General features: G+C 52.2%; 15 protein-coding genes. 7 read left to right on the top strand and 8 right to left on the bottom strand.

Annotated elements, in window-relative coordinates; all coding sequences use genetic code 11:
* Positions 1-93 precede the first annotated feature (93 nt).
* The 3 genes from pfkB to OGX75_RS10385 all read left to right on the top strand — a co-directional run bounded on the left by pfkB (position 94) and on the right by OGX75_RS10385 (position 2,388).
* The gene (pfkB, locus tag OGX75_RS10395; RefSeq protein ID WP_049008572.1) at positions 94-1,023 is read left to right on the top strand and encodes a 6-phosphofructokinase II; all 930 of its coding nucleotides are present in this window, start codon (positions 94-96) and stop codon (positions 1,021-1,023) included.
* 106 nt (positions 1,024-1,129) lie between these two features.
* Positions 1,130-1,417, top strand: a complete 288-nt coding sequence (locus OGX75_RS10390; RefSeq protein WP_058669039.1) for a type V toxin-antitoxin system endoribonuclease antitoxin GhoS — start codon at positions 1,130-1,132, stop codon at positions 1,415-1,417.
* Between the two features lie 110 nt (positions 1,418-1,527).
* Positions 1,528-2,388 carry a fructosamine kinase family protein gene (locus OGX75_RS10385; RefSeq protein WP_024130386.1) on the top strand — a complete coding sequence of 287 codons (861 nt, stop codon included), beginning with the start codon at positions 1,528-1,530 and terminating at the stop codon, positions 2,386-2,388.
* Between the two features lie 79 nt (positions 2,389-2,467).
* On the opposite strand, the gene OGX75_RS10380 is transcribed toward OGX75_RS10385, so the two are convergent.
* Positions 2,468-3,004 (bottom strand): YniB family protein, encoded by a 537-nt coding sequence (locus OGX75_RS10380; RefSeq protein WP_012132617.1) that lies wholly within the window; start codon positions 3,002-3,004, stop codon positions 2,468-2,470.
* 148 nt (positions 3,005-3,152) lie between these two features.
* On the opposite strand from OGX75_RS10380, the gene hxpB reads away from it, so the two are divergent.
* The 4 genes from hxpB to tcyP all read left to right on the top strand — a co-directional run bounded on the left by hxpB (position 3,153) and on the right by tcyP (position 6,943).
* A complete protein-coding gene (gene hxpB, locus OGX75_RS10375; protein ID WP_012132618.1) occupies positions 3,153-3,821 on the top strand; it encodes a hexitol phosphatase HxpB in 669 nt (222 codons plus the stop codon).
* A 148-nt stretch (positions 3,822-3,969) separates the two neighbouring features.
* Positions 3,970-4,731 (top strand): 2-dehydro-3-deoxy-D-gluconate 5-dehydrogenase KduD, encoded by a 762-nt coding sequence (kduD, locus tag OGX75_RS10370; RefSeq protein WP_012132619.1) that lies wholly within the window; start codon positions 3,970-3,972, stop codon positions 4,729-4,731.
* Positions 4,732-4,816: 85 nt separating this feature from the next.
* Positions 4,817-5,419: a metal-dependent hydrolase gene (locus OGX75_RS10365; protein ID WP_077956894.1), complete on the top strand. Its 603-nt coding sequence runs from the start codon at positions 4,817-4,819 to the stop codon at positions 5,417-5,419.
* A 132-nt stretch (positions 5,420-5,551) separates the two neighbouring features.
* A complete protein-coding gene (tcyP, locus tag OGX75_RS10360) occupies positions 5,552-6,943 on the top strand; it encodes a cystine/sulfocysteine:cation symporter (protein ID WP_012132621.1) in 1,392 nt (463 codons plus the stop codon).
* A 49-nt stretch (positions 6,944-6,992) separates the two neighbouring features.
* Here the strand turns inward: tcyP and cedA are convergent, their stop codons facing one another.
* From cedA to chbB, 7 genes are all read right to left on the bottom strand, one after another.
* The gene (gene cedA, locus OGX75_RS10355) at positions 6,993-7,256 is read right to left on the bottom strand and encodes a cell division activator CedA (protein WP_196050445.1); all 264 of its coding nucleotides are present in this window, start codon (positions 7,254-7,256) and stop codon (positions 6,993-6,995) included.
* Positions 7,257-7,432: 176 nt separating this feature from the next.
* A complete protein-coding gene (gene chbG, locus OGX75_RS10350) occupies positions 7,433-8,191 on the bottom strand; it encodes a chitin disaccharide deacetylase (protein ID WP_112002381.1) in 759 nt (252 codons plus the stop codon).
* A 12-nt stretch (positions 8,192-8,203) separates the two neighbouring features.
* The gene (locus OGX75_RS10345) at positions 8,204-9,559 is read right to left on the bottom strand and encodes a 6-phospho-beta-glucosidase (protein WP_012132625.1); all 1,356 of its coding nucleotides are present in this window, start codon (positions 9,557-9,559) and stop codon (positions 8,204-8,206) included.
* Positions 9,560-9,682: 123 nt separating this feature from the next.
* Positions 9,683-10,525 (bottom strand): transcriptional regulator ChbR, encoded by an 843-nt coding sequence (chbR, locus tag OGX75_RS10340; protein ID WP_012132626.1) that lies wholly within the window; start codon positions 10,523-10,525, stop codon positions 9,683-9,685.
* Between the two features lie 7 nt (positions 10,526-10,532).
* Entirely contained in the window at positions 10,533-10,883 is a 351-nt protein-coding gene (gene chbA / locus OGX75_RS10335; RefSeq protein ID WP_012132627.1) for a PTS N,N'-diacetylchitobiose transporter subunit IIA, read from the bottom strand.
* A 50-nt stretch (positions 10,884-10,933) separates the two neighbouring features.
* On the bottom strand, positions 10,934-12,292 hold the full coding sequence (gene chbC / locus OGX75_RS10330; RefSeq protein WP_012132628.1) for a PTS N,N'-diacetylchitobiose transporter subunit IIC: 1,359 nt from the start codon (positions 12,290-12,292) through the stop codon (positions 10,934-10,936).
* An 88-nt stretch (positions 12,293-12,380) separates the two neighbouring features.
* Positions 12,381-12,701 (bottom strand): PTS N,N'-diacetylchitobiose transporter subunit IIB, encoded by a 321-nt coding sequence (gene chbB / locus OGX75_RS10325; protein ID WP_024130389.1) that lies wholly within the window; start codon positions 12,699-12,701, stop codon positions 12,381-12,383.
* Positions 12,702-12,805: the final 104 nt, after the last annotated feature.

Genomic DNA, 12,805 nt, shown 5'->3' with positions numbered 1-12,805 from the left:
ATTTTAAATAAATATCCAGTAAATCATATTGTTAATTACTTCCCTTTCCGGGCATTCAGTGCCAGACTGAAGTCAGCCTAACAGGAGGTAAAGATGATACGTATCTATACGTTAACACTTGCGCCCTCTCTCGATAGCGCAACAATCACCCCACAACTCTATCCCGAAGGGAAACTTCGCTGTTCATCACCCGTTTTTGAACCCGGCGGCGGCGGAATCAACGTTGCCCGCGCGATTGCCCATCTTGGCGGAACCGCAACCGCGATTTTCCCCGCAGGCGGCGCGACCGGCGAACATCTGGTCGCACTTCTGGCCGATGAAAACGTCCCCGTCGTCACCATCGACGCCAAAGACTGGACGCGACAAAACCTGCATGTTCATGTGGAGTCCAGCGGGGAGCAATATCGCTTTGTCATGCCCGGCGCGGCACTCGACGATGACGAATTTCGCCAGATTGAAGAACAGGTTCTGGAGATCGAATCCGGCGCCATTTTGGTTATCAGCGGGAGTCTGCCGCCCGGCGTCAAGCTGGAAAAACTGACGCAGCTTATTGCCGCCGCGCAGAAACAGGGTATCCGCTGCATTATTGATAGTTCGGGCGATGCGCTCAACGCGGCGTTATCTCTCGGCAATATTGAACTGGTCAAACCGAACCAAAAAGAGCTGAGCGCGCTGGTCAATCGCGAACTCACGCAGCCTGACGATGTGCGCAAAGCGGCGCAGGAAATCGTGAAGAGCGGCAAAGCGCGCCGCGTCGTTGTGTCTCTGGGGCCGCAGGGGGCGCTGGCGGTGGATAGCGAAAGCTGCGTCCAGGTTGTTCCCCCTCCCGTCAGAAGTCAAAGTACCGTCGGCGCGGGCGACAGCATGGTTGGCGCAATGACGCTAAAACTGGCGGAAAACGCCTCGCTGGAAGAGATGGTGCGTTTCGGCGTCTCGGCAGGCAGCGCGGCGACGTTGAATCAAGGAACACGTCTGTGTTCCCGGGACGATACGCAGAAAATCTACGCCTGGCTTTCTCAGTGATCGGGCCATCCCCCTCCTTATTACGAGGGGGTTTCAGCGGCAAAGCTATCAGCATACGAATTAACCGACTATGCTAAAAAATCATGTGATTACAAAGAGGTGATTTATGGTCAGTGGTGATGTCATCCGCTATGTCATAACCGTGAAATTTCATGAAGACTCGCTGACAGAAATTAACGAGTTGAACAACCATCTGACGCGGTGCGGTTTTCTGCTCACCATGACCGACGAGCAAGGGCATGTACATGAACTGGGTACCAATACATTTGGTTTTATCAGCGCCCTGAGCGAAGATGAGATCGCCGCGCTTACCGCCGGGCTGGCGGAAAGCGCTTTAGATAAGAAACCAGAAATATCGGTCATGACATGGGAGGAGTGGACTAAAGACCGATAATATCAGTGCCATTGTGCAAAAACGCGTCTACGGTGTGCGTTAGCTCGTGTTTTTTCACCGCATTTATGCGCTAACCTTATGATCTGGCAGACAACATGGGGAGAGACATCATGTGGCAGGCTATCAGTCGTCTTTTAAGCGAGCAATTAGGTGAAGGCGAAATCGAACTGCGTAATGAACTGCCCGGCGGAGAGATCCATGCCGCATGGCATTTACGCTATGCGGGACGCGATTTTTTCGTCAAATGTGATGAAAGAGAGCTCCTTCCCGGCTTTACGGCGGAAGCTGACCAACTGGAGCTGCTTTCCCGCAGTAAAACCGTCACCGTCCCGAAAGTCTGGGCGCAGGGCTCAGACAGAGACTACAGTTTTCTGGTGATGGATTATCTTCCTCCCCGTCCTCTGGATGCCCACAACGCCTTTATCCTCGGTCAGCAACTTGCCCATTTACATGAATGGAGCGACCAGCCCCAGTTTGGCCTTGATTTTGATAACGCCCTGTCCACCACGCCTCAACCCAATGCCTGGCAACGACGCTGGTCAACATTTTTTGCCGAACAACGCATTGGCTGGCAGCTCGAACTGGCGGCAGAAAAAGGCATCGCATTTGGCAATATCGATGCGATCGTTGAGCATGTTCAGCAGCGTCTGGCCTCGCATCAGCCGCAGCCTTCGCTGCTGCACGGCGATTTATGGTCAGGAAACTGCGCGCTTGGGCCTGATGGCCCCTATATTTTCGATCCCGCCTGTTACTGGGGCGACAGGGAGTGCGATCTGGCCATGCTGCCGCTGCATACCGACCAACCTCCGCAGATCTATGATGGCTACCAGTCTGTTTCTCCGCTACCGCTGGATTTTCTGGATCGCCAGCCGATCTATCAGCTCTATACCCTGCTCAATCGGGCGAGACTGTTTGGCGGGCAACACCTGGTGGTGGCGCAAAAAGCGATGGAAAGGTTGCTGGCGGCATAGCTATTGTGCCGGATGACAGCTTACAAATGCACTGAACCACAGGCCCGATAAGCGAAGCGCTATCGGGCATTTTTCATTGCTACACAAATCCAAGAAGCGAAAAGAAAACGTAGCCCAACACGATGATAATCACCGGCAGGATATAAAGCGGGAAAAACTGTAAGAAGATCGTGTGATGCGGAACCACGATGCGCGACTCAATTTGCTCGCGTGACAACCCCTCGCTGCCTTTCGCTTTTTCCAGAATAAGCTGATCTTCAACCCCTTCGCGAAGAAAACGCGCCTGGCGGCTCATCCTGGCGCCTGAGTCCTGCAATGCCAGGCCAACGAAAATCAACACAAAAATCACCCAGAAAACAATGTTCAGACTGTGTTGAAAATCCGGCGTTGGCGAGTTATACCAGAACAGGTTCAGGAACGCGGTATTCGCCCGCATCATATCAATCATAACGTGAGTAAAATCAAGCATCACCGCGTTAATCCCTTCCTGCTTTTCGCTGTGCTCATACATAAACTTCAGCAATGAAACCAGTGTGGAAATAAGCGCGGGGATAAAAATCACCCATCCCAGAATCCTTTTTAAGACAGCAATGCGTCCAGCTTGTTGATACGTCATGAGTTCCCCTTGATAAAGACGCGTCGTTTTGGCCTAAGTCTACCTGCTGATAACCAATTTCGCCTGTTCTTTAAAGGCGCTATGATACGTCATTAGCCATAATAAGCGCTTAATCCATTGTGTTCTTACCTCAAAAGGAGAGGTTGTAATGTCAACCCCGCGTCAGATTCTTGCTGCAATTTTCGATATGGATGGACTACTGATCGATTCCGAACCGCTTTGGGATCAAGCTGAACTGGAGGTCATGGCAAGTTTAGGCGTAGATATTACCCGCCGCCATGAACTCCCGGATACGCTGGGTTTACGCATCGATATGGTTGTTGACCTCTGGTACGCCCAACAACCGTGGAATGGGCCAGACCGTCAGGCGGTTACCGACCGAATCATTACCCGCGCCATCTCACTGGTTGAAGAAACTCGCCCGCTGCTCCCCGGCGTGCGCGAAGCGGTTGCGCTGTGCAAATCTCAGGGGTTAATGGTCGGTCTGGCCTCCGCTTCCCCCCTGCATATGCTGGAAAAGGTGCTGACCATGTTTGATCTGCGTGAAAGTTTCGATGCCCTGGCCTCTGCGGAAAAACTGCCTTACAGCAAGCCGCATCCGCAGGTATACCTCGATTGCGCGGCCAAACTGGGCGTTGACCCGTTAACCTGTGTTGCGCTGGAAGACTCCGTCAACGGCATGGTCGCCTCGAAAGCGGCGCGAATGCGCTCAATTGTTGTTCCGGCGGAAGAAGGCCAGCACGACCCGCGCTTCGCCCTTGCCAACGTCAAACTGACTTCGCTGGCTGAACTGACCGCAGCGCATCTGCGCGGTTAAATAGCGACGGGCGGTGGCGACATTGCCCGTTTTGCTACGCACATCTGCTTTATAAAACACTGTTTCATTTTTTATTGTATTCCTTCACCGCCTCTTCTATCCTTTTCTCAGGGCAAAAAACTGATAAAAACCGATAGCCGAGGTGAACATGATTCTGGATGCGTTTAGTCTTGCAGGTAAAGTCGCGATAGTGACCGGATGCGATACCGGGCTTGGGCAGGGTATGACGCTGGCGCTGGCGGAAGCAGGCTGCGACATCGTCGGCGTTAATCGCAAAGTCCCCCACGATACGGCAGCAAAAGTGGAGGCGCTCGGACGCCGTTTTATGGCGATCCAGGCCGACCTGAGCCAGCAACGCGCTATCCCGGCTATTGTCGCGCAAACGGTCGAACAGTTTGGCCGAATCGACATTCTGGTGAACAACGCCGGGACGATCCGCCGCGAAGACGCGCTGTCGTTTAGCGAGAAAGACTGGGACGATGTGATGAATTTGAATCTCAAATCCGTGTTCTTTCTCTCTCAGGCCGTCGCACGGCAATTCCTGAAGCAAGGTGATGGCGGGAAGATTATTAATATCGCCTCAATGCTTTCATTCCAGGGCGGCATTCGCGTTCCTTCTTATACTGCGTCGAAAAGCGGCGTATTGGGCATCACGCGGTTGCTGGCGAACGAATGGGCGGAGCACCACATCAACGTGAACGCCATCGCTCCCGGTTATATGGCGACGAACAATACGCAGCAGCTGCGGGATGACGCCGCACGCAGCAAAGAGATTGTTGACCGCATTCCGGCCGGACGCTGGGGCACACCTGCCGATCTGCAAGGCCCGGTTGTCTTTCTCGCTTCTTCGGCGTCTGATTACGTTCACGGCTATACCCTCGCCGTCGATGGCGGCTGGCTGGCGCGCTAATTCATGTCATTTGTGACATAGAGTTACAACGTCACCTCTTCCGCCTACTGTATAAAAACCCTATACTGTATGAATTGACAGTTTATTGGGTTTTATCATGACGGCGGAAGGCCACCTTCTTTTTTCCATTGCCTGCGCAGTGTTTGCCAAAAATGCGGAATTGACGCCGGTTCTCGCTCAGGGCGACTGGTGGCATATTGTCCCTTCGGCCATCCTGACCTGCCTGCTGCCCGATATTGATCATCCAAAATCATTTCTTGGCCAGCGTCTGAAATGGATATCAAAACCTGTCGCGCGCGCGTTCGGCCATCGCGGGTTTACGCACAGCCTGTTCGCCGTGTTCGCTATGCTTGCCCTTTTCTACCTGAAAGTGCCGGAGAGCTGGATTATTCCGGCCGATGCCCTGCAAGGAATGGTGCTCGGTTATTTAAGCCATATTCTGGCCGATATGCTGACCCCGGCGGGCGTTCCCCTGCTCTGGCCCTGCCGCTGGCGCTTTCGTCTGCCGATCCTCGTTCCGCAAAAAGGCAATCAACTGGAGCGTTTTTTATGCATGGCGTTATTCGTGTGGGCTATCTGGATGCCGCAGACAATGCCCGAAAACAGTGCAGTGCGTTGGTCGTCGCAGATGATTAATATGCTGCAAATGCAGTTCGATCGCTTTATAAATCACCAGATTGCTGAGTAAACCAGCATAAATGTCATTTTTGGCATAAACAATTCCATTTGAATATAAGAGGTCGGTCACAGTTCTGCTAACCTTGCGCCAACAGGATCGCTGTCACACGGCGATACGTATAAAAAAATCAGGAGAACGGGGATGAATTTTCCATTAATCGCGAACATCGTGGTGTTCGTTGCACTGCTGTTCGTGCTGGCGCAAACTCGCCACAAACAGTGGAGTCTGGCAAAAAAAGTGCTGGTCGGTCTGGTGATGGGCGTGATCTTCGGTCTCGCCCTGCACACCGTTTACGGGTCTGACAGCCAGGTACTAAAAGACTCCGTTCAGTGGTTCAACATCGTCGGCAACGGCTATGTACAACTGCTGCAAATGATCGTCATGCCGCTGGTCTTCGCGTCTATTCTCAGCGCCGTTGCGCGTCTGCATAACGCGTCTCAGTTGGGTAAGATCAGCTTTCTGACCATTGGCACGCTGCTTTTCACTACCCTGATTGCCGCACTGGTGGGTGTACTGGTCACCAACCTGTTCGGTCTGACGGCGGAAGGTCTGGTGCAGGGCGGCGCGGAAACCGCGCGTCTGAACGCCATCGAAACCAACTATGTTGGAAAAGTCGCCGACCTCAGCGTGCCGCAACTGGTGCTGTCGTTTGTGCCGAAAAACCCGTTTGCTGACCTGACCGGCGCAAACCCGACCTCCATCATCAGCGTGGTGATCTTCGCGGCATTCCTCGGCGTCGCGGCGCTGAAACTGCTGAAAGACGACGCGCCGAAAGGCGAACGCGTGTTAATCGCTATCGATACCCTGCAAAGCTGGGTGATGAAGCTGGTGCGCCTGGTAATGCAACTGACGCCATATGGCGTACTGGCGCTGATGACCAAAGTCGTCGCAGGGTCTAACCTACAGGACATCATCAAACTGGGTAGCTTCGTGGTCGCGTCTTATCTTGGCCTGATCATCATGTTTGTGGTGCACGGTATCCTGCTGGGCGTCAACGGCGTCAGCCCGCTGAAATATTTCCGTAAAGTATGGCCGGTTCTGACGTTCGCCTTTACCAGCCGCTCCAGCGCCGCGTCCATTCCGCTGAACGTGGAAGCGCAAACGCGTCGTCTGGGCGTACCGGAATCCATCGCCAGCTTCTCCGCCTCTTTTGGCGCGACGATTGGTCAGAATGGTTGTGCAGGCCTGTACCCGGCTATGCTGGCGGTGATGGTTGCGCCAACTGTCGGTATTAACCCGCTTGATCCGGTCTGGATTGCCACCCTGGTCGGTATTGTGACCGTCAGCTCTGCCGGTGTCGCGGGCGTCGGCGGCGGCGCCACCTTCGCCGCGCTGATCGTTCTGCCTGCGATGGGCCTGCCGGTCACGCTGGTCGCGCTGCTGATTTCCGTTGAACCGCTGATCGATATGGGTCGTACCGCGCTGAACGTGAGCGGCTCAATGACTGCCGGTACGCTGACCAGCCAGTGGCTGAAGCAGACGGACAAAACCCTTCTGGACAGTGAAGACGATGCCGAACTGGCACATCATTGATCCCGCGTGATGAACAAACCGCCTTAATCAGGCGGTTTTTTTATGCGAATTATTCGGCTATCTCATTTTCCTGGCGAACCTGATTCGCCCATCGCTGCGCCGACTCAGGAACGGTAAATGCAGGCGATCGCTGAAATGCCTCCCCCATTAAGATAAAGGCGACATACTTTCCGCGCAGTATCCATACGTCACGAAACGCGTCCATTTTTATCGCATGTTCTGGCGGCGCGGGCTCCACGCGTGGAACATAGCTGATAACCGGGCGATTTTGTTGGCGAAGAGGTTTCATCATCAGTTGCTTCACTAAAGGCAAATGCTAAAAATCAGAAAAACACTATCTTAGCTGATTTTGCCCCCGTTCGTCCCGCCTTGCATGTGCGGTTTACGCTGATGGCATCGCACCGCGTCTGGTCACGGGCGGGTAAAACAAGCGCCGTCAGGCTGACGGCATAAAAAATGCGGCGCAGCAATGCGCCGCAAACTCAGGAGTCAGACATCAAGAAAACTGCCGAGACGATACCCGCGTTCCGCAATCGCATACTTCAGCGACGCAGACGTCAGCACGTCAAGCTCAGTCAAGCGGGGGTAACAATAGGCGCTCTGACGGATGATATTGTCGATGAACGCCGGATGACACATCACTTCCAGTGACTTTTCGCCTCTGTCAGCAGAGGCATCCAGCACCTGAAGAAACAGCGCTTCTGCAATAGCGTCGCCGTAAAACTCGCTGCTGAATCCCTGCGAGCTGCGTAACGCTACCGGCAGATCGTCAGCATTAAGCACCGACTGGCGATCGATACGCAGAGCAACGCCGCGTTCTGCCGCAAACTGTGCCACAATGGGAAAAATTTGCGGGAACATATGCACATGGTGATGACTGTCCAGATGCGTTGGCTCACGGCCAAAAAGGTCGATAAAACGCTGATACTGACACTCCAGCTCATGCGAAATTTCATCCAGCGGCAAGGTCTCTTCCTCGGCCATTTGCCAGATCCATTTTCCCAGCAGCCCTTCACGCGTCAAACCCGGCATCGCCGTCAGCGGCTTCCCTAAGGTGAGTACAAAATGCATCCCCACCGCCAGTTTCGGCACGTCACGGCACAATTGCGCCGCATGGTCGATGGCTTCACCATTGACCAGCGCCGTTGTGGACGTCACAACGCCATTCCGACAAGCCTCGACAATGCCGTAGTTTTGTCCCTTGCTCAGGCCAAAATCATCCGCATTCACAATCAATAAGCGTTCCATACCCAACCTCTGTTAGTGTTGTGCGCCTTTGAGTTTCTCGATGCATTCCGCAAAATTCGGCAGCCACTTCTCGTGGGCCAGAATCAACTCCCGCGCCAGGGTTTCCGCATCGCGATCGGAGTGCACCAGCGGGCTCAGGTTAAGCGCTAACAGCACATCATTGAACTCACCGCTCAGCGCCGCCTTACTGGCTGCGACTTCAAACCCTTTGATGGTATAGATGAGGCCCAGCACTTTTTCATCGAAATGCGTGATGCGCGGATGCGGCGTCGCCCCATTCCGCCCTAATGTGCAGGTCATCTCCACCGCCCAGTCAGCAGGGATATTATCCACATGACCATGATGCGGGATATTAACGTAGTGTTCCGTCTGCTTATCGTTATAGATAGCGTTAATCACTTCACATGCGGCGTCGGAATAGTAAGCCCCACCGCGCTGCTCCAGCTCTTTCGGTTTGATGTTCAGCTCTGGATTTTTATAAAGATCGAAGAGCTGTTTCTCAACCTTCTGCACCACCTGAGCGCGCGCGCCGCCTTTATAGTATTCGCCCATTTCAATCGCCAGCATCTCTTTTTGCTTGAAGTAGTAAAGCAGGTAGGAGCACGGCAGCATATTCAGCGAGCGAATAAGCCCTTCGCTAAACGGCAGGTCAAAAATATTTTTCACCGTTGACGCTTTTAACTGCCCGGACGCCACGCCATCCAGCAGTTCAGCAAAGCGCGATTCGCCATTCACCAGTACGTCTTTAATGAACACCATGTGGTTGAGGCCAAACAGGTCGATCGACAGATCGTCGCTGTCTTGCAATGCCAGCACGTCATGGATGAACATTTTCATCCCCACGGGGATATTGCATACGCCGATGAATTTCTTAAAGTGGGTGTGGCGATAAACCGCTTCTGTCACCATGCCTGCCGGGTTAGTGAAGTTAATGACCCACGCGTTCGGGCACAGTTCTTCGACATCTTTCACGATATCAAAGATAACCGGGATGGTGCGCAACCCTTTGAACAGGCCGCCTGCGCCGTTGGTCTCTTGCCCCAGATACCCGTGACTTAGCGGAATGCGTTCATCCTGTTCACGGGCTTTCAGCTGGCCCACGCGCAGTTGCGTAGTGACGAAATCTGCCCCTTGCAAAGCTTCGCGACGATCCAGCGTTTTGTATAATTTCAGCGGGACACCGGCTTTGTCGATCATGCGCTGGCAGAGGTCAAAAATAATATCCAGCTTCTCTTTTCCGTCTTCAACATCCACCAGCCATAATTCAGAAACCGGCAATTCATGATAACGCTTAATAAAACCTTCCAGTAATTCAGGGGTGTAGCTGCTCCCGCCACCAATTGTGACGACTTTTAATTTCTGGCTCATACTTTCTCCCTTCAGTGTAAAAACACTGGCGTGTATTACGCTCTGCCCGTTCGTCAGGTATGGCGCGGACGTCCCGCGCTATTCAGGGCAAGCGATAAAATCGTGTTGTCAGGTCAATATTGTTTACTGATTAAATTCAGTTAATTTTTTACGATAACTGTTCGGTGTAAATGAGGTCAGCTTTTTAAACGTTTTAATAAACAGACTTGGGCTACTGTAACCCGCCTCATACGCTATATCCGTTACGGAGTAGTTGGTCATTTCCAGCTGTTTTTTCGCAAAATTAATACGGATCTCATTAATAATCTGCATTGGTGTTTTGCTGTAATAACGCTGCGTTGCGCGGGTCAGATACTCCTGAGATTTTGCGGACAGGTGCACCATATTTTCCAGCGCGTTTTCACCAAACTGCGTTTTGTCGTGCATTGTCTCCACGGTCGCTTTCAGCCATTGCGGAATATCGTCAATCACCTGCTCTTCACGGTGATGGCGCAGCCGGTTAATGATGTAGAAGGTGACCACTTCTACAAACTCATCTAACCCGTTTCCCCGAAAGTTCAGCGACGCGATAACCGTTTCAATATAAGTCAGGAAAGCGCTGTTGACCCGGTATACCTGAGACGCAACAAAACAAAACGGTAATAAAGGATGATAGTGTTGTTCAAAAAAACGCTTACTGATACCAACGTTAAGAATACGCGTGGCGCCGAACTCATAGAAACTCTGGTGGTGCGATCCCAACGGGATAAACACGAAATCACCACGCTCCAGCAGCACACGTTTACCGTTGATTTCCTGATAGTAGCGCCCCGTTAACACCAGGGTAAATTCATAATAATCATGCTGATGCAGCCCACTGATGCTCTCAGTTTTGTTATAGATAAACACATGGAAATTCTTGCCGTTAAAAAGCTGTTGCTCACGAGCGGTAGCGATCTCCGGTGCGTTAACCTGTAGCTGCATCATTTATCCCTCACTGTTCCAGCTTCTCGTGAAGCTCGATTAACTCTGTAACCAGTTCCCGCGCTAACATCGACGTCATCAGGTGATCCTGAGCATGAACCAGCACCAGGCTGACTTTCATTTTACCTTCGCCCTGATCGCCTTCAATCAGTTTCGTCTGCACGAGATGCGCTTCATTGAGCGCCATCCGCGACTGCTCCATCATCGTTTTTGCCGCAGCAAAATCGCCCTGCTTGGCCTGTTTCAGCGCCGCATAAGCCAGGCTACGCGCCTGACCGGAGTTGATGATAAGCCCCATCACCACTTCTTCGAGTTCTTCAGCCTCTGACGGCGTACCCGCTACGTTTTCGAGATCCAACATACGTTTTCCTCTGGTTCAGCCCGGCATGGGGAGACCATGCCGGATTAAATTTAAAATTTCAGTGCGTTAGCGATTTCTTCTTCGCTTTCTTCTTGCTCAATTGCATTCTGCGCTTTGTTGGCGACAACCACGAAAGGCAGATAAATCAGCGTCGCGACGCCCAGGTTGAACAGTGCGACCAGCAGAGCGGCAACGCTGCCGTTGGTGTTAAAGAACGCGCCCAGACCGGTTGGCATCGTCCACGGCGCGATGTTGGTAATCGGCGGGATAATCCCCAGGTAATACGCAATCAGCGTAATGGCGGCCAGAATCGGCTGAACCAGAATGAACGGGATAAACATCACCGGGTTCATAATAATCGGCAGGCCGAACAGAATCGGTTCGTTAATCTGGAAGATACCGGACGGCAGCGCCAGTTTTGCTACCTGGCGGTAATCCGCACGACGCGAGGCCAGGAAGATGGCGATAATCAGACCCAGCGTCGCGCCACTCCCTCCGAGGAAAATATAGGAATCGAGCATCGGTTTCGCCCAGACGTGGAACGTCTTCCCGGCTTCCAGCGCCGCATCCACGGAACCAAACTGCTGATAGATGGCGATGTTTTCCAGCGCCCACGGGGTCATAATACCGCTGTCCAGCGCGGTCAATGCCAACGAGCCGTGAATACCAAAGAACCACAGTAGCGGAACAAACAGCACATAGGCCCAGCCAACCACGCTGCCCAGCGATGCCAGCGGCGTAGAAATGGTATCCATAATGATCTGGTGGAAGTTAGAACCGTAGTTCGCCAGCGCCCACGCAATGATCCCCATAATGGAGAGAATAATAAAGCCTGGAATTAACGCCGAGAATGAACGGGAAACCGACGCCGGGACGCTGTCCGGTAATCTAATGACCCAGTTGCGGCGCACAATAAAGGTAAACATTTCCGCCACGACCAGACCAATAATAATACCGGAGATAATATTCGCACCGCCCAGCCAGTTCGCGCCAACCGCATAAGCTTCGCCTACGCTATATGGCGTAACGGTCATAAATGCCGCCACGGATAACAGCCCCGCCGCCAGCGCATCAACTTTACGCTCTTCCGCCAGCGCCATTCCGATAAAGAACGGCGCCATTAACGACATAATACCGAGCGTACCGTTATAGACGTTTCCGCCAATACCTTTTAAGCCATTCAATGTTTCAATGGTGGAAGCATCAAGCCGAATGCCTAAAGAATAAAAAAACGACCCCTCCCCAAAGCTCAGGAAAACGTTGTTGATTAATACAAACATGGCCCCCGCAAGGGTTAACGGCATTAAGCGAATAAAGCCGTTTTTGATTGCATTAACGTGCGGCTGCTTTCCTATTTTAACAGCAAAAGGAAGGAGTACCTTTTCAAGTGAAGCAATGACGTTACTCATAGAAAAATACCCTTAAATACCGCAATAAAATATTGCGGTGAATGTTTATGAAATAACTCTTTGACGGGAAAAATTAAAACAAAAAAAATTAATTTGCGGCGGCTTTTTTAATTGCTGCGACAGCAGCCTTAAGCACGCCTAAACCATCGACTTTGCCGTACAGCAGCGAGTCAATCACTTCCACAGGTTTGTTGGGTAACAAACGTTGAATTTCGGGTAACATATAAGCAATTTGTGGGCCTAATAACACGACATCCGCTGAAAGACCTTTTTCTCCTGCCAGCGTCTCAGGAAATGCTTCAATAATAACCGGCACTTCATATTTCTCAGCCTGAGCGCGCATCTTCGATACCAGTAAAGAAGTCGACATGCCCGCAGAACAAAACAGATAAATGTGTTTCTTTTCCATAAAAACGATCCTCATATGCGATTATCTGTTAGCCAGCCATTCCGCAAGCCTTAACCTGCATCCATGCACTGGACAACTTGCGTAACCGAATTTACTTTTTTAGG

Source organism: Citrobacter sp. CK199 (assembly GCF_030333285.1).
Lineage (GTDB): Bacteria > Pseudomonadota > Gammaproteobacteria > Enterobacterales > Enterobacteriaceae > Citrobacter_B > Citrobacter_B koseri.
The sequence above is the reverse complement of the archived record's forward strand: the minus strand, read 5'-3'. Positions and strand labels throughout refer to the sequence as shown.

Excerpts from the sequence above, each read along its gene's own strand:
- chbR (WP_012132626.1), bottom strand. The coding sequence starts at position 10,525 with ATGATGCAGCTACAGGTTAACGCACCGGAGATCGCTACCGCTCGTGAG.
- OGX75_RS10380 (WP_012132617.1), bottom strand. The coding sequence starts at position 3,004 with ATGACGTATCAACAAGCTGGACGCATTGCTGTCTTAAAAAGGATTCTG.
- pfkB (WP_049008572.1), top strand. The coding sequence starts at position 94 with ATGATACGTATCTATACGTTAACACTTGCGCCCTCTCTCGATAGCGCA.
- OGX75_RS10385 (WP_024130386.1), top strand. The coding sequence starts at position 1,528 with ATGTGGCAGGCTATCAGTCGTCTTTTAAGCGAGCAATTAGGTGAAGGC.
- chbA (WP_012132627.1), bottom strand. The coding sequence starts at position 10,883 with ATGTTGGATCTCGAAAACGTAGCGGGTACGCCGTCAGAGGCTGAAGAA.
- chbG (WP_112002381.1), bottom strand. The coding sequence starts at position 8,191 with ATGGAACGCTTATTGATTGTGAATGCGGATGATTTTGGCCTGAGCAAG.
- OGX75_RS10390 (WP_058669039.1), top strand. The coding sequence starts at position 1,130 with ATGGTCAGTGGTGATGTCATCCGCTATGTCATAACCGTGAAATTTCAT.
- chbC (WP_012132628.1), bottom strand. The coding sequence starts at position 12,292 with ATGAGTAACGTCATTGCTTCACTTGAAAAGGTACTCCTTCCTTTTGCT.
- tcyP (WP_012132621.1), top strand. The coding sequence starts at position 5,552 with ATGAATTTTCCATTAATCGCGAACATCGTGGTGTTCGTTGCACTGCTG.
- hxpB (WP_012132618.1), top strand. The coding sequence starts at position 3,153 with ATGTCAACCCCGCGTCAGATTCTTGCTGCAATTTTCGATATGGATGGA.
- kduD (WP_012132619.1), top strand. The coding sequence starts at position 3,970 with ATGATTCTGGATGCGTTTAGTCTTGCAGGTAAAGTCGCGATAGTGACC.
- OGX75_RS10345 (WP_012132625.1), bottom strand. The coding sequence starts at position 9,559 with ATGAGCCAGAAATTAAAAGTCGTCACAATTGGTGGCGGGAGCAGCTAC.
- chbB (WP_024130389.1), bottom strand. The coding sequence starts at position 12,701 with ATGGAAAAGAAACACATTTATCTGTTTTGTTCTGCGGGCATGTCGACT.